Consider the following 14,907-nt stretch of genomic DNA (forward strand, 5'->3'; position numbering starts at 1 on the left):
CATCGGATCTACGCTTTTCCATGCGTTCCAGCCATGTGTGGAGGGTTGGCGCGGACGGGTTGGCGATCCCTGCCGGCTTCGGTCGTCTCCGGCCTGACTCATTACGTGCATATGCACGTATGATGCACGCATCCCACCCGACTGACGCCCATGGACCCGCTGACCGCCAGCCCCTGCACCTGCTTCCGCCTGCGCCGCGCCGCGCGCCGGCTCTCGCAGATCTACGACAGTTACCTCGCCCCCGCCGGCCTCAGCCTCAACGCCTACTCCATCCTGCGCCGCGCACCGCAACCGCGCCTGCTCGGCGACCTCGCCGATGCCCTCGGCATGGACCGCACCACCCTCACCCGCAACCTCAAACCCCTGCTCCAGGCCGGCTGGCTCGAACAACGCCGCGGCGAGGATGCCCGCCAGCGCCTGATCGTCATCACCCCTGCCGGCAAGGCCTGCCTGCGCCGCGCCCGCCCGCTCTGGCAGCGCGCGCAGCACGACGTCGAAGCCAGCTTCGGCGCTGCCCCCACCGCACGCCTGAATGCCCTGCTGGACCAGCTCGACCAGTCCCTCCCGCACGGAGCCCACGCATGAGCAGCACGCCGCAACGCGCCCCCGGCATGCACTGGGGCCTGCTCATCGCCGCCTCGGCCATCCTCGCCATCACCATGGGCGTGCGCCAGACCTCCGGGCTGTACGTCGACCCCATCCACCGCGACACCGGCGTCAGCATCGTCGAGATCAGCTTCGCCCTGGCCATCGGCCAGTTCGTCTGGGGCGCCGTACAACCGGTTTTCGGCGCCGTGGCCGACCAGCGCGGCGCACTTCCGGTCCTGCTGTTCGGCGGTGTGCTGCTCGTCATCGGCCTGCTGCTGGCGCCCTACCTCACCAGCCCGCTTGGCCTGAGCTTCACGCTCGGCCTGCTCATGGCCGCCGGTGCCGGCGCCGGCAGCTTCTCGGTCCTGATCGGCGCCACCGCGCACCGCCTGCCAGTCGAAAAACGCTCCTTCGCCGCCGGCCTGATCAACGCCGGCGGTTCGGTCGGCCAGTTCGTGTTCGCCCCCCTGGTGCAATGGATCATCGGCAGCGCCGGCTGGGCCCGTGCCATGTTCACCATGGCCGCGGTCACCCTGCTTTCCCTGCCACTGGCCTGGCCCCTGCGGCGACGCGCCGGCGACCATGCCCCCGGCGCCCACCTCGAAGATGGCGGCCTGCGCGCGCAACTGCGCCTGGCCGCGCGCGACCGCAGCTACTGGTGCCTGCACCTGGGCTTTTTCACCTGCGGCCTGCACATCGCCTTCCTGGTCACCCACCTGCCCGGCGAAATCGCCCTGTGCGGTCTGTCGCCCACCGTCGCGTCCACCTCGATCGCCCTGATCGGCCTGTTCAACATCGCCGGCAGCCTGATCGTCGGCGCGCTTGGCCAGCGCTTCCGCATGAAGTACCTGCTGTTCTGGATGTACGCCAGCCGCGCGGTGATGATCGGCCTGTACCTGCTGGCCCCGCCCACCCCCGCCACCTTCTACGTGTTCTCCGCCGCGCTCGGCTTCACCTGGCTGGCCACCGTGCCGCCCACTGCCGGCCTGATCGGCAAGCTGTTCGGCCCACGCTACCTGGGCACCCTGTTCGGCCTGACCCTGCTCTCGCACCAACTGGGCGGCTTCTTCGGCGCCTGGCTGGGCGGCCTGGCCCTGGCCCACTCGGGCAGCTACCAGTGGATGTGGTACGCCGACATGGCCCTGGCCGCGCTGGCCGCACTGATCAACCTGCCGATCCGCGAGGCCCGCTACGGCAGCCATGGGGTTCCGGCCACGCGCTGATCCCATCCGGCGTCGATATCCCCGGCGGCACCAGGCCGCTTTCATTTCGGACATTCCTGTCCGAAAATGGCGCATGACTTCCCAACGCGCCGATGCGGCTGCCCGCCGCGCCCTGATCCTGGACGCCGCCGATGCGGTGTTCGGGCAACACGGGGTCACCGCCCCGCTGGACCTGGTGGTGGACCGCGCCCAGGTCGGGCGCGCCACCCTGTACCGCAACTTCCCAGACCGCACCGCCCTGGTCGAGGCCCTGCTGCAGCGCGCGGTGACGCGCATCGCCCGCCAGGTACAGGCCCTGGGCGAACGCGACGATGCCCTGTTCGAAGTGCTTGAAGGCATGGCCGCGCGCATCGTGCAGTCCCCGGCGCTGTCGGACTACTGGCGCGCGGTGGACCCCGACGACGCCTCGATCAAGGCCGCCCGGCAGACCATCCGCGACCTGCTCAAGGCCCCGATGCAGCGCGCGATCGACGCCGGCCTGTGCCGTGCGGACCTGCAGGTGACGGATATTTCACTGATCTCGGGCATGCTGGGAGCCGCACTGCGCGGCAAGTCGCGCGAAGAGCGGGCCAAACTGGCCGCACGCGCCCTGCAGTTGCTGCGCGGTGGATTGCAGGGGCCGATCAACGCGGAGGGCTGATGGCGCAGTACCTCAAACCGATTCCGGACTGGGAAGAGCACGAAAAACCGACCCTGCCCGGCTCGGCGTCGATGCCGTGGCACCCGCCGCACCGGCGCCTGGCCTATGCGCTGGTGGCCTTGCTGGTGGGCATCACCGGCGGGCTGGGCAACGCCCTGGTCAGCGCCAACCTGCCCTTCCTGCAGGGCCAGCTCGGGCTCACCCCGGCGCAGGGCAGCTGGCTGGTGGCCGCCTATGCGATGGTCAATGTCACCGCCAACCTGCTGGCCTTCAAGTTCCGCCAGCAGTACGGCATCCGCCTGTTCGCCGAAATCGGGCTGGGCCTGTACGCGGTGCTGGCGGTGCTGCACCTGTTCGTGGGCAGCTTTGAGACCACGGTACTGATGCGCGCAGCCAGCGGCTTTGCCGGCGCGGCCTGCAGCACGCTGGGCACGCTGTACATGCTGCAGTCGCTGCCGCGCCGCTACACCGGCAACCTGCTGGTGATCGGGGTGGGCATCTCGCAGCTGGCGGTGCCGATCGCCTGGCTGGTTTCGCCGGGCCTGGTCGATACCGGCCAATGGCACAACCTGTACCTGTTCGAGGCCGGGCTGGCGCTGTGCGCGTTCGCCGCGGTGGTGGTGCTCAAGCTGCCGCCGGGCGTGCAGATCCAGGCATTTGAACCGCAGGACTTCCTCACCTTCGCCCTGCTCGCCCCGGCGGTGGGCCTGCTGGTGGTGGTACTGGCCCAGGGCTATACCCGCTGGTGGCTGGACACGCCCTGGCTGGGCTGGGCGCTGGTGGCATCGATCACCCTGGCCACCGCCGGTTTCATCGTCGAGCACTACCGGCGCAATCCGTTGCTGCAGACCCGCTGGCTGGCCAGCCTGCCGGTGCTCCACTTCATCGTCGGCGCGTTCCTGATCCGTTTCCTGACCACCGAGCAGTCCTATGGCGTGGTCGGGCTGATGCGCACGTTGGGCATGGGCCCGGACCAGATGCGCCCGCTGTTTGCGGTGGTGCTGGCCGGCGTGGTCACCGGCATCGCCGCCGCGTCGCTGACCTTCGGCCCGAAGCGGCTGATCCCGCAGTTGCTGATGGCCATCGCGCTGCTCGGCAGCGCCGCCCTGCTCGACCAGAGCCGCACCAGCCTGGACCGCCCGCACGACTTCTTCGCCAGCCAGTTCCTGGCCTCGGTCGGCGCGGGCATGTTCATGGGCCCGCTGATCATGCTCGGCATCACCCAGGCGCTCAAACAGGGCGTGGACCACATGATCACCTTCCTGGTCACCCTGTCGATCACCCAGACCCTGGGCGGGCTGGCCGGGTCGGCGGTGCTGGGCACCTACCAGCTGCATCGTGAGCAGGTGTATTCCAGCGCGCTGGTCAGCCAGCTGGATCCGGCCGACGGTGTCGTGGCCCAGCGCCTGAAACAGCAGCAACAGCTTTACGCGGGCCTGATCACCGATCCGGTCCAGCGCAGCGCGCAGGGTACCGCGCAGCTGGCCCTGGCCACCCGCCGCGAGGCCAACGTGCGCGCCTACAACGACGTGTTCTCGCTCAGCGGTACGGTGGCGCTGGCCTTCCTGGGCTGGCTGCTGCTGCTCTCGGTACGCACCGCCGTACTTAAGCAATGGCGCAAGCGTCACCGGCCTTCTATTCCCCTTGGCACAGCCGCGCCTTGCGGCGCGGCGCCCCGATGAGTCCCGACATGCCCACCTCCCCGCCGCGCGACGACAGCGCGCCAGAAAACGTCAACCCGCCACCGCCCACCGATGCCGCGCCGGCAGCCGGCGCGGCCGCGACGCCGTTCGCGCCGAAGTACCTCAAACCCAGCGGGCGCAGCGTGGCGATCATGATCGTCATCGCCCTGCTCGGCATCGCCCTGATCCTGCGCGCCTGGTCGCTGTGGCCGTTCAACAGCAGCCAGGTCAGCACCGACAATGCGTATGTGCGTGGGCAGATCACCGTGCTCGCCCCGCAGGTCAACGGCTATGTCACCGAGGTACTGGTCAGGGACTTCCAGCACGTCAAACAGGGCGATGCGCTGCTGCGCATCGACGACCGCATCTACCGCGAGAAAGTCGTCCAGGCCCAAGCCGACCTGGACAGCGCCAAGGCCGCGCTGGCCAATTCGGATCAGTCGCAGGCGCAGAACCGCGCGCAGATCCAGGCCGCCCAGGCCAACCTGGCCGCCGGGCAGTCCGAGCTGGCACGTTCGCGCTCCGAACTGAAACGTTATGAAGCACTGGCCGCGCAGCAGCTGGTGGCGCTCAACGACCGCGACAAGTTCCGCACCGGCGCGCAGTCGGCGCAATCGGCGGTGCAGCAGGCGCAGGCCCAGATCCGCATCGCCGAAGAAACCCTCACTTCCACCCAGGTCGCCCGCAAAGGCCTGGAAGCCCGCGTCGAAACCGCCCAGGCCCAGCTGGAACTGGCCAGGATCGACCTGGCCAACACCGTCATCCACGCCCCGCGCGACGGCCAGGTCAGCGAAGCCTCGGTGCGCCTTGGCCAATACGTCACCGCCGGCTCGCAGCTGCTGTTCCTGGTGCCGGACACGCTGTGGGTGGTGGCCAACTTCAAGGAAGGCCAGACCTGGAGGATGCGCATCGGCCAGCCGGCCAGCTTCCGGGTGGACGCGTTCGACGGCGGCAAACTGCGCGGCCACATCGAACAGATCGCCCCGGCCACCGGCTCGGAATTCAGCGTACTGCGCCCGGACAACGCCAGCGGCAATTTCACCAAGGTGGTACAGCGCCTGCCGATCCGCATTTCCATCGACCCCGACCAGCCGCTGGCCAGACGCCTGCGCCCGGGCATGTCGGTGGTGGTGAAGGTGGATACCGCTGCCGAGCTATCCGGCCGCAGTGAACCGGTTCCTGACGACGCAGCACGGTCGCGGTAGGGTCGCATCCCGATCGACTGCCGATGGCAGCGGGGACGCCGGTGGGGCATGACCTCTGTCCAGGCGGCTCCGGTCAACGTCATGCGCCAAAGCGCTGAACGACTATCCGGGCAGTCGTTTGGAAACCGACCCTACCGGCGCGGACGACCCGTTTCAGTCAACCCGCGCAGCGCGCGCACAAGCCATGCACTTCCAGGGTCTGCGCCTGCGGCTGGAAACCCAGCTCCTTGGCGCGTTTTTCCAGCTGGCTGACGATCTCCTTGTCTTCCAGTTCCACCGCACTGTGGCAGCTGTTGCAGATCAGGAACGGCACCGAGTGCTGCGCGCTGCTGGGATGGTGGCAGGCCACGAACGCGTTGACAGATTCGAGCTTGTGCACAAAGCCATTGGCCATCAGGAAATCCAGCGCGCGGTACACCGTCGGCGGCGCATCGGCGCCGACGCCCTTGCCGCTGCGCACCCATTCCAGCAGTTCATAGGCCTTGACCGGCTTGCCGGCCTCGGCGATCAGGCGCAGCACGTTGGCGCGGATCGGGGTCAGGCGCAGCCCGCGTTCCGAGCACACGCGTTCGACCACCTTCACGAAGTCGGAGGCATCGTGGACGTGGTGGTGCGGGGCGGTACAAGCGGTTTTGGCAGGCATGCGCGGTCTCCTGTGGTCAGGCCGTCGGTACTTTAGTGAGTGCGACGTCGATGCGTTTCAAGGCCTCTTCACGCCCGGCCAGGAACACCGTCTGCGAAATGTCCGGGCTGACCTGGGTGCCGGTGATGGCCACGCGCAGCGGCTGGGCGACCTTGCCCATGCCGATCTCCAGCGCCGTGGCGGTATCGTGCAGGGCCAGCGAGACGGCCTCGGCGGTCCAGTCGGCGATCCCGGCCAGCAGCTCGCGGGCCTTGCCCAGCGCCAGTTCCGCGCCCGGCTTGAAGTGCTTGGCCACGGCCGCCTCGTCGTACTCGGCCAGCGGCTGGTACCAGACCACGGCCTTTTCGGCCATTTCCTTCAGCGTCTGCACGCGGTCGCGCAGTGCCACCACCACGTCGGCCGGGGCCGGGCCGGCGGCCAGGTCCAGGCCCAGCTTGTTCAGCTGGTAGACCAGGTGCGGGGCGATGCTGGCCGGTTCGACGGTCTTCAGGAAGTGCTGGTTGACCCAGCCCAGCTTGGCCATGTCCAGCCGCGCCGCCTTGGAATTGCAGTTGGTCACATCGAACAGGTCGATCAGCTCCTGCCGCGTGAACAGCTCCTGGTCGCCATGCGACCAGCCCAGCCGGGCCAGGTAGCTCAGCAGCGCGTCGGGCAGGTAGCCGGCATCCTTGTACTGCATCACATCGGCCGCGCCGGTGCGCTTGGACAGCTTGGCGCCCTGCTCGTCCAGGATCATCGGCATGTGCCCGAACTTCGGCACCGGCGCGCCGATGCCTTCATACAGGTTGATCTGGCGCGGGGTGTTGTTGATGTGGTCGTCGCCGCGGATGACCTCGCTGATGCGCATGTCCCAATCGTCCACCACCACCGCGAAGTTGTAGGTGGGGAAGCCGTCCGGGCGGAAGATCACCATGTCGTCCAGCTCGCTGTTGGCGATCTCGATGCGGCCCTTGATCAGGTCGTCGAACACCACCGTGCCTTCCAGCGGGTTCTTGAAGCGGATCACCCGGTTCGGGTCGTCCCGGTACGGCAGCCCCAGCTCGCGCGCGGCGCCGTTGTAGCGCGGCTTTTCCTGCTTGGCCATCGCCGCTTCGCGCATGGCGTCGAGCTCTTCGCGGGTTTCATAGGCGTAATAGGCCTTGCCGTCGGCGACCAGTTGCTGCGCCACTTCCAGGTACCGGGCCACGCGCTGGGTCTGGTAGATGGGGCCTTCGTCGTAGCCCAGGCCCAGCCAGTCCATCGCCTCCAGAATCGCGTCGATCGCGCCCTGGGTACTGCGTTCGCGGTCGGTGTCCTCGATGCGCAGCACGAATTCGCCGCCACGGTGGCGGGCCTCCAGCCAGCAGTACAGCGCCGTGCGGGCGCCGCCGATGTGCAGGTAGCCGGTGGGACTGGGGGCGAAACGGGTGCGGCAGGTCATGGAAGGCTCGGGGAACGGGAATCCCCCGATTTTACCATCACCCCCGGGAGGGCACGGCGGCGGCGGCCGCCGTGCCGCTTCCTCACCGCTGCGGCTGCGGCTCGGGCTTGCGCGGGAAGGCTTGCTCGCGCATGGCCGCGTGGTAGGCGAAGGAGGCCACGATGGCGGCGGCCTGCTTCAGGTCTTCCGGTTCAGCGTGATCCCAGGTATCGAGGTGGCTGTGGTGGACGTTGCTGAAGTAATCCAGCCGGTCCTGAATGAACTGGAAGCCCGGCAGGCCGATGCGGTCGAAGCTGATGTGGTCGGTACTGCCGGTGTTGCGGGTGGCCACGGTGGTGGCACCGACATCATGGAAGGGCGCCAGCCATGCCTGGAAGATCGGCACCGCGGCCATGTTCTCCTGCGCGTAGATGCCCCGGAAGCGGCCCGAGCCGTTGTCCATGTTGAAGTAGACCTGGAATTTGCTGTAGTCGCGGGTCTTGTGCAGGGCACCGGTCGGCTCGCGCAACGAGGCCGGCAGCGCCTTCTGCGCCGCATCGGCAGGCTCGGGGAAGCCACCGAAGTGCTTGGCCACATAGGCCTGCGAGCCGATCAGCCCTTGTTCTTCACCGCTCCATAAGGCCACCCGGATGGTCCGCTTCGGCTTGGCGCCAGCGGCCTTGAGGATGCGCATGGCCTCCATCATCACCGCCACGCCGGCGGCGTTGTCGGCCGCGCCGGTACCGCTGTGCCACGAATCCAGGTGCGCACCGATCATCACCACCTCATCGGGCCGGCTGCTGCCACGGATCTCGGCCAGGGTGTTGTAGCCGGGCTGGTCGGCCTGGTCGGTGAAGCGCGCCGCCACATCCACGCGCAGGCGCACGGGCTGCTTGGCCTCCAGTGCACGCGCCAGCGGATTGAAATGTTCGGCGATCATCGCCAGTTCGGGAATGCCGACCGATTCGCCTGCCTTGCGCGAGCCACCGCCGGCAACACGGATGATGCCGTTGTCCCAGCCGCTGATGCTGATCGAGGCCAGCGCACCTTCTTCGACGAAGAACGCGTTGACCCTGGCCGCCAGCGCCTGCTTCTCCTGGTACTCCTTGACCCGCTTGGCGCGGTCGGCCAGCACGTCCTTGTCCTTGGGCAGGGTGAATTCCTGCAGGCCTTCCAGCGACGTCGCGTCATGCCGGTGCGAATCGGCGTCGGTGCCCCGCTTGTACTCACGCGCCTGGCCCAGCAGCAGGATCTTGCCGCGCAGCTTGCCGCGGTACTTGTCGATGTCTTCGGGCTTCTTGATGTCCACCTGCACCAGGTCGCCCTCGACCGGACCGGAGGTACCCGGCGTCCATGCCTTGGGCAGCGCATGCAGCGGCTGCACGCGGTCACCCAGCATCTCCACGCTGGCCGAGGTGAATTCCCAGCCACGGCCGAATGCGTCGAAGGCTTCGTCGTGGACGTTGTCCAGCTTCCAGTCGTTGAACCGGCCGCGCGTCCATGCATTGGCCCGGCCCATCGCCGGCGAGTTGGTCAGGCGCGGCCCGATGCGTTCGGTGAGGTAACTGAAGGTGTCCATCACCTGCGATTGATGGAAGGCCTGTTGGCGGATCTTGCCCACCATCTCCAGGTCCACCGTTTCGCGCTGCTGCGCCGTTGCATTGCCACCCACCGCCAGCGCTACCGCCAGCACGCCCCACTTCAGCACATCGCACCCCTGCCTTCCGGCACTGCTCATCGAGCCTGCCAGTCTAGCCAGCGCCGGTGCGGCGCCCCCGTCCCATCGGTCATGTACGCAGCGCCGCGCTCAGCCGTTCCAGCCCAGCCACAGCTGGGCCTGTGCCGGCAACAGCAGCAGCCAATGGCGACGGTCCACGCTGGTGCAGCCGAAAACCGGCGCGTGCGCCGGCCAATCGGCGGGCAGGCCATCGATACCGATCTCGGCCAGCGCGGCGCTGCCGGCCTTCCATGCCCGGTAGCGCGGTACCCGCCCGGCCACGGCGCCGCGGCCCTGGCGCGCGCCGGACAGCCAGTCCAGGCCCTGCCGCTGCACGCCCTCGCAGCTGCGCCGGGCCAGCGTGAAGCGGACCAGGCCGGGGGCGATCCGCGCCCCCGGCAAGGCCGCCAGCACGCCACTGGCCTGCAGCAGCGCATCCACCTCCAGCAACGCGGGAATGCCCTGCCCCGCCCGTTGCCGCAATTTCTGTCGCCAGCCCATGTCGCCTCCTTACTTCAGGCTGGCGCCGAGTTCATACCAGTCGACCCGGCGGGTGATCCACATCGCCGTGGCCAGCACGCCGAACAGCAGCAGCGACCCCATCAGCAGTGCGTTGTTTTCCGAAATCAGCAGGCCGTACAGCGCCCCGTACAACACGGTCAACATGCCGGCGAAGCCCAGGCCACGCGCCCAGCTTTTCAATACCCCCGACAGGTACACCGCCTGCACCCCGATGCAGGCCAGCGCCGACAGCACGTAGGCCAGCCAGAACGGAATGTGCTCGGACAGGCTGAGCAGCAGCAGGAAGAAGATCGCCAGCGCCAGGCCCACCATCAGGTACTGCAGCGGATGGATGCGCAGGCGCTTGATCAGCTCGAACAGGATGAAGCCGACGAAGGTGAGCACGATGAACAGGATGCCGTACTTGCTGGCGCGGTCGGCCTGGGTATAGATGTCCACCGGGTTGACCAGCTCGACACTGACCGTTTCCGGCTCGACATCCTTGCTGTCGCGCAGCTGGCGCTGTGCTTCGGAGGCCAGCGAGGACACCGCCCACTGCGCGTCGAAGCCCTGTTCGCCGACGTTGCGCTGGTTGGGCAGGAAGCTGCCGCCGAACAGCGGATGCGGCCACGGCGAACGGATCGCGATGCGGCTGTCATCGCCCACCGGCACCACCGCCAGCGAACGGGTGCCATCGAGCACCAGCTCCAGCGCCAGCGCACTGCCCTTGAGCATGCCGCCGCTGTCGTGCTCGAAGCCACGCAGTGGCACCTGCAGGCCCTTGCCGATGCCGGTCACCGCGCCGACGCCCGGCTGCAGGGTCAGTGCCCGGCCGTCGACCTGCAGCCTGGGCGAACCGACCAGGCCGCGTACATCGGCGATGCCGACCACCAGGTATGGCGTGCCGTACACGCGGCCGGGCTTGATCGGGTAGTCGTCGTCGGCGAACTCGGCGGTGACCTTGGCCTTCCAGCTGTAGACCGGCACCCGGAACAGCCCGACCCGGCGCTCGTCGGGCTGCATCTGGCCGTCCACCAGCAGCTTGGACGGCATCTGCAGCCAGTAGCTGCTTTCGGTCTGGGTTTCCAGCTTCTTGTTGCCGGCCGCATCGACCACCTCGACCTGGCGGGTATCGGTCCACGGCACCACCCGCACCGGGCCGGTCAGGGTCTGCGCGCCGGCACGGCTCTGCGACACGCGCAGATAGGCCTCGTCACGGTAGGCCTCGCGCTCGTTGATCACGCCCTTGATCATCATCAGCGGGATCAGCAGCAACAGGATCAGCCCGCCGACGATGGCGAACCGCAACAGCATTTTCAGGGATTTCATGGCCCGTCCTCGGTTGGGAGGGGGCCAGCTTGGTGGCTGCCGGTGTGCGGGGTTTGTGCTGAGTTTGAAGTCTGTGTGAAGTGCCCGTGCCGGCGTGGCTCAGCGCCGGGCCGGCGCGGCCGGGTCGCGCCACGGCAGCCACAACGCGGCGATCGCGCCGCCGCCTTCGCGGTTGCGCAGCTGCACCCGGCCGCCATGCAGGCGCGCCACTTCCTGCACGAACGACAGCCCCAGCCCGGAACTGCGCAGGCCGGTGGCCGGGCGCGCCAGCGAATAGAACCGTTCGAATACCCGCTCCAGTGCGTACTCGGGCACGCCACTGCCGCGGTCGGCCACCCGCAGCGCCACGCCCTGCCCTTCGCGGGCGGCACTGAGCTGGATGCGGCCGGCCGGGCTGGAGAACGCCAGCGCGTTCTCGAGCAGGTTGTTCAAGGCCTGCCGCAGCAGGTAGCCATCACCCTGGATCACCAGCGCGTCGGGCGCTTCGACATCGATCTGCACCGCAGCGGCCTGCGCACGCATCGCCACCGCCGCCGCGGCGTGCTGCAGCAGCGGGCCCAGCTCGATCGGCTCGCGCTTCTGCAGCCAGCCGTGCTGTTCCACTTCGGCCAGCGCCAGCAGTTTGTCGATGGTTTCGGTCAGGCGCTGCGCCTGGCCTTCGATGCTGCGTGCAAAGTGCGCGCGGTCGGCATCGGGCAGCGGCTCCTGCAGCAGTTCGGCCGCGCCGCGGATTGCCGCCAGCGGGCTCTTCATTTCATGGGTCAGCGACTGCACGTACTGTTCGACGTAGGCCTTGCCTTCGAGCTTGCGGCGCATGGTTTCCAGCGCCTGGCCCAGATCGCCGATCTCGTCGCGGCGCGGCTTGGGCGGCGGCACCGGTTGCCCGGCGCTGACCGCCTTGGCGTAACGGTTGAGCCGGTTCACCCCGTGCATCAGCCAGCCGGTCATCAGCAGCCCGATCAGCGCCGACAGCCCGATCAACCATGCCCCGCGCTGCATGATGGCGCGCTGGCTGGCGGCGATGAACGGATCGATGCTGCGGTTGGGCTGGGCCAGGCTGAGCACGCCGATCAGCCGACGGCCATCGGCCGGGTCGTAGATCGGCGCGGCCACGTGCATCACCGAGTGGGTAGCATCGCCCGGGGTTTCCGGGCTGGAGCGCGCGCCGTACTCGCCGCGCAGGGTGCGGTAGACATCGTTCCAGCGCGAGTTGTCGCGGCCCACGCCCTGCCCGCGGGAGTCGTACAGCACGATGCCGCGGGCGTCGGTGATGGTGACCTGGTAGTCCAGGGTGCGCTTGGGGAATCGCCAGACCATCGCCTTGGGATCGCGGCGCTGCGCGCGGGCCAGATCGGCCACGAAGCGGCCGTTGCCGATGGTGCCGGCCTTGACGTCGCTGGCGGCCAGTTCGGCCAGCACGTTGGCCGCATCGACCAGGGTCGATTCCATCGCCTGGCGCACGCCGGGCTTGACCTCGTTGACGAAGATGCGCATCACGAAGAACGCGGCGATGCCCACGATCAGGAAGAACCCCAGGAACAGCTTCAGGCCCAGGCGCACCCTACACCTCCAGCGCGTAGCCCAGGCCGCGGTGGGTGCGGATCGGGTCGGGTTCGGCGCCGGCCGCACGCAGCTTGGCGCGCAGGGTTTTGACATGGGTATCGACAGTGCGGTCGGCGCTGTCGGCGGCGCTGTCCCAGCCGCGGTCCATCAACTGGGCGCGGCTGAGGATGGCGCCGGGGCGCTGCAGCAGCGCGGCCATCAGCGCGTACTCGTAGCGGGTCAGGTCCAGCGGGTGGTCGTCGAAGCGGATCCGGCGGCCCTCGCGGTCGATCGCAAAGCGGCCGTGCTGCTGCCAGCCGGCCGGTTCGGCGGCGGTAGCGCTGCGGCGCAGGCGCGCGCGTACCCGCGCCACCAGCTCGCGCGGCGAGAATGGCTTGGCCATGTAGTCGTCGGCGCCCAGCTCCAGGCCCAGCACCCGGTCGAACTCGTCGTTGCGCGCGGTCAGGAAGATCACCGGCACCTCGCTGAAGGTGCGCAGGCTGCGGCAGACCTCGAACCCGCTCATGTCCGGCAGGCCCACGTCCAGCACCACCACATCGAAGGGGTGCTGGCGCAGCGCCTCCAGGGCCTGCCCGCCGAGCAGGCAGTGCCGGGCGCCGTAGCCCTCGCTGCGCAGGGCGTACAGCACGGTATCGGCGATGGCGGTTTCGTCCTCGACCACCAGGACGTTGTGCAGGGGGCGGTTCATGCGCGCAGCATAGCCGCTGGGCCCGCCGCCCCGTACACTGCGCCGATGAATTACCACCACGCCTTCCATGCCGGCAACCATGCCGACGTGCTCAAGCACATCGTGCAGCTCGCCCTGCTCGACACGTTCAAGCGCAAGGACAGCCCGTTCTTCGTGCTGGACACCCACGGCGGCGCCGGCCGCTACCTGCTGGCCAGCGAGGAAAGCCGCAAGACGCTGGAAGCCGAGGATGGGGTGATGCGGCTGATGGCCCAGCCCACGCTGCCGGCGGTGATCGAGCGTTACCTCAAGGCGGTGCAGGCCGACAACCCGGTCGGGGCGATGATCAGCTACCCCGGCTCGCCGCTGCTGACCGCCCGGACCCTGCGCGAGCAGGACCGCATGGCGGTGTGCGAGCTGCAGGACGGCGAGGCCGCCGCGCTGAAGGCGCTGTTCGCCCACGACAGCCGGGTGGCGGTGCTGCACGCCGACGGCTATGCGCAGAACAAGGCGCTGCTGCCGCCCAAGGCCAACGGGGCCAAGATCGGCCGCGGCCTGGTGCTGATCGACCCGCCCTACGAGGGGCAGGATGCCGAGTACGTGCGCATCCTGGCCTCGGTCAGCGAGATCCTGGCGCGCTGGCCGCAGGCCAGCTTCGCGATCTGGTTCCCGATCAAGCAGCGCCGCACCGTGCTGCACTTCCTGCGCAAGGCCTGCGCGCTGCCGGTCAAGTCGGTGCTGACCGTCGAACTGCTGGTGCGCCCGGACGATTCCCCGCTGCGCCTCAACGGCAGCGGCATGCTGCTGCTCAACCCGCCGTGGCAGTTCGACCAGACCCTGGCCCCGGCCATGCCGGCGCTGAAGCAGTACCTGGGCGAAGCCGGTGCCAGCACCCGCCTGCAGTGGCTCAAGCAGGCCGAATAGCCCGCCCGGACACGGGCCGGCGCCCCCGGCCCGGCCTGGCCCGCTTCCCTGAACGGCGTGAGCGTTCCGTTCACGGAACTGCCCCCCGGGGATGCGAGAATCCGAAGACCACCTAGGAATCACCGGTATGGCTACCCGTAACCGCATGCCGCCCTGGCACGAGATCTTCAAGGCACCCAGTGGCCATGAGCTGCTGATCCGCCCCATCCGTCCCGAAGACGGCGCGCCGCTCCACGCCGCGTTCAGCCTGTTCGGGCCGGAAGAAATCCGCGACCGTTTCCTGCAATCGGTGACCGAACTGTCGCCGGAAACCACCCAGCGCCTGACCCACCCCAATCCCAAGAGCGAAATCACCCTGGTCGCGGCCGAGTCCCTGCCCGCCGGTGAAGCCGTGGTCGGGGCGGTGGCACGGGCCTCGATCGTCCAGGGCACCCGCGAAGCCGAGTACGCCATCCTGGTCAGCCGCTTCCTGGTCGGCCAGGGCCTGGGCCGGCAGCTGATGCGCAAGCTGGTCAAATGGGCGCGCGGCAAATACCTGGACCGCCTGTATGGCGATGTGGCCGAACAGAACGAGCCGATGAAGCAGTTGGCCGCGTCGCTGGGCTTCAAGCCGGTACCGCACCCGCAGGGCACGCCCGGGCTGGTGCGCATGGTACTCGAGCTCGATAGTTGAGGTAGTGCCGGCCGCTGGCCGGCTCCCGACGATGCTTCCCGATGTGCGTGGTTGCCGGCCAGCGGCCGGCACTACCATCGCGTGGTGAACCTTTGCGTGGTTGCCGGCCAGCGGCCGGCTCCACCGTCATGTCGGTTCGCCGCCATCCGTACC

Annotated in this window: 14 protein-coding genes; 7 read left to right on the top strand and 7 right to left on the bottom strand. The window is 68.7% G+C overall.

The annotated features are described in order from the left end of the window. Positions 1-150: 150 nt before the first annotated feature. From IC535_RS03575 to IC535_RS03595, 5 genes are all read left to right on the top strand, one after another. Entirely contained in the window at positions 151-585 is a 435-nt protein-coding gene (locus tag IC535_RS03575; RefSeq protein WP_228886664.1) for a MarR family winged helix-turn-helix transcriptional regulator, read from the top strand. Continuing rightward, complete coding sequence (locus IC535_RS03580; protein ID WP_228886663.1) at positions 582-1,811, top strand: MFS transporter; 1,230 nt, start codon at positions 582-584, stop codon at positions 1,809-1,811. Before IC535_RS03575 ends, IC535_RS03580 begins: the two co-directional genes overlap by 4 nt. Before the next feature lie 73 nt (positions 1,812-1,884). Next, complete coding sequence (locus IC535_RS03585; protein ID WP_228886662.1) at positions 1,885-2,451, top strand: TetR/AcrR family transcriptional regulator; 567 nt, start codon at positions 1,885-1,887, stop codon at positions 2,449-2,451. Continuing rightward, on the top strand, positions 2,448-4,133 hold the full coding sequence (locus IC535_RS03590) for an MFS transporter (RefSeq protein ID WP_306433096.1): 1,686 nt from the start codon (positions 2,448-2,450) through the stop codon (positions 4,131-4,133). Before IC535_RS03585 ends, IC535_RS03590 begins: the two co-directional genes overlap by 4 nt. An 8-nt stretch (positions 4,134-4,141) precedes the next feature. Further along, positions 4,142-5,338, top strand: coding sequence for an HlyD family secretion protein (locus tag IC535_RS03595; RefSeq protein WP_228886660.1), 1,197 nt, complete (start codon positions 4,142-4,144; stop codon positions 5,336-5,338). 157 nt (positions 5,339-5,495) lie between these two features. On the opposite strand, the gene IC535_RS03600 is transcribed toward IC535_RS03595, so the two are convergent. From IC535_RS03600 to creB, 7 genes are all read right to left on the bottom strand, one after another. Beyond that, positions 5,496-5,981: a Fur family transcriptional regulator gene (locus tag IC535_RS03600; protein ID WP_228886659.1), complete on the bottom strand. Its 486-nt coding sequence runs from the start codon at positions 5,979-5,981 to the stop codon at positions 5,496-5,498. 16 nt (positions 5,982-5,997) lie between these two features. Then, positions 5,998-7,401: a glutamate--tRNA ligase gene (gene gltX / locus IC535_RS03605; RefSeq protein WP_228886658.1), complete on the bottom strand. Its 1,404-nt coding sequence runs from the start codon at positions 7,399-7,401 to the stop codon at positions 5,998-6,000. An 82-nt stretch (positions 7,402-7,483) separates the two neighbouring features. Then, complete coding sequence (locus tag IC535_RS03610; protein ID WP_228886692.1) at positions 7,484-9,088, bottom strand: M28 family metallopeptidase; 1,605 nt, start codon at positions 9,086-9,088, stop codon at positions 7,484-7,486. A gap of 99 nt (positions 9,089-9,187) precedes the next feature. Further along, on the bottom strand, positions 9,188-9,598 hold the full coding sequence (locus tag IC535_RS03615) for a hypothetical protein (protein ID WP_228886657.1): 411 nt from the start codon (positions 9,596-9,598) through the stop codon (positions 9,188-9,190). Between the two features lie 9 nt (positions 9,599-9,607). Further along, positions 9,608-10,927 carry a cell envelope integrity protein CreD gene (gene creD / locus IC535_RS03620; protein WP_228886656.1) on the bottom strand — a complete coding sequence of 440 codons (1,320 nt, stop codon included), beginning with the start codon at positions 10,925-10,927 and terminating at the stop codon, positions 9,608-9,610. Positions 10,928-11,026: 99 nt separating this feature from the next. Further along, on the bottom strand, positions 11,027-12,487 hold the full coding sequence (creC, locus tag IC535_RS03625; protein WP_228886655.1) for a two-component system sensor histidine kinase CreC: 1,461 nt from the start codon (positions 12,485-12,487) through the stop codon (positions 11,027-11,029). 1 nt (position 12,488) lies between these two features. After that, complete coding sequence (gene creB, locus IC535_RS03630; protein WP_228886654.1) at positions 12,489-13,178, bottom strand: two-component system response regulator CreB; 690 nt, start codon at positions 13,176-13,178, stop codon at positions 12,489-12,491. A 45-nt stretch (positions 13,179-13,223) separates the two neighbouring features. Between creB and IC535_RS03635 the strand changes: the two genes are divergently transcribed. Beyond that, positions 13,224-14,081, top strand: coding sequence for a 23S rRNA (adenine(2030)-N(6))-methyltransferase RlmJ (locus IC535_RS03635; RefSeq protein ID WP_228886653.1), 858 nt, complete (start codon positions 13,224-13,226; stop codon positions 14,079-14,081). Positions 14,082-14,208: 127 nt separating this feature from the next. Next, positions 14,209-14,754, top strand: coding sequence for a GNAT family N-acetyltransferase (locus IC535_RS03640; protein WP_228886652.1), 546 nt, complete (start codon positions 14,209-14,211; stop codon positions 14,752-14,754). The last annotated feature ends 153 nt before the right edge of the window (positions 14,755-14,907 follow it).

It is taken from the genome of Stenotrophomonas rhizophila (genome assembly GCF_020857975.1).
Taxonomy (GTDB): domain Bacteria; phylum Pseudomonadota; class Gammaproteobacteria; order Xanthomonadales; family Xanthomonadaceae; genus Stenotrophomonas; species Stenotrophomonas rhizophila_C.

What these genes read in the sequence shown, in the direction of transcription:
- IC535_RS03575 (WP_228886664.1), top strand. Translation starts at nt 151, where the DNA reads ATGGACCCGCTGACCGCCAGCCCCTGCACCTGCTTCCGCCTGCGCCGC.
- IC535_RS03580 (WP_228886663.1), top strand. Translation starts at nt 582, where the DNA reads ATGAGCAGCACGCCGCAACGCGCCCCCGGCATGCACTGGGGCCTGCTC.
- IC535_RS03585 (WP_228886662.1), top strand. Translation starts at nt 1,885, where the DNA reads ATGACTTCCCAACGCGCCGATGCGGCTGCCCGCCGCGCCCTGATCCTG.
- IC535_RS03595 (WP_228886660.1), top strand. Translation starts at nt 4,142, where the DNA reads ATGCCCACCTCCCCGCCGCGCGACGACAGCGCGCCAGAAAACGTCAAC.
- IC535_RS03600 (WP_228886659.1), bottom strand. Translation starts at nt 5,981, where the DNA reads ATGCCTGCCAAAACCGCTTGTACCGCCCCGCACCACCACGTCCACGAT.
- gltX (WP_228886658.1), bottom strand. Translation starts at nt 7,401, where the DNA reads ATGACCTGCCGCACCCGTTTCGCCCCCAGTCCCACCGGCTACCTGCAC.
- IC535_RS03615 (WP_228886657.1), bottom strand. Translation starts at nt 9,598, where the DNA reads ATGGGCTGGCGACAGAAATTGCGGCAACGGGCGGGGCAGGGCATTCCC.
- creD (WP_228886656.1), bottom strand. Translation starts at nt 10,927, where the DNA reads ATGAAATCCCTGAAAATGCTGTTGCGGTTCGCCATCGTCGGCGGGCTG.
- creB (WP_228886654.1), bottom strand. Translation starts at nt 13,178, where the DNA reads ATGAACCGCCCCCTGCACAACGTCCTGGTGGTCGAGGACGAAACCGCC.
- IC535_RS03635 (WP_228886653.1), top strand. Translation starts at nt 13,224, where the DNA reads ATGAATTACCACCACGCCTTCCATGCCGGCAACCATGCCGACGTGCTC.
- IC535_RS03640 (WP_228886652.1), top strand. Translation starts at nt 14,209, where the DNA reads ATGGCTACCCGTAACCGCATGCCGCCCTGGCACGAGATCTTCAAGGCA.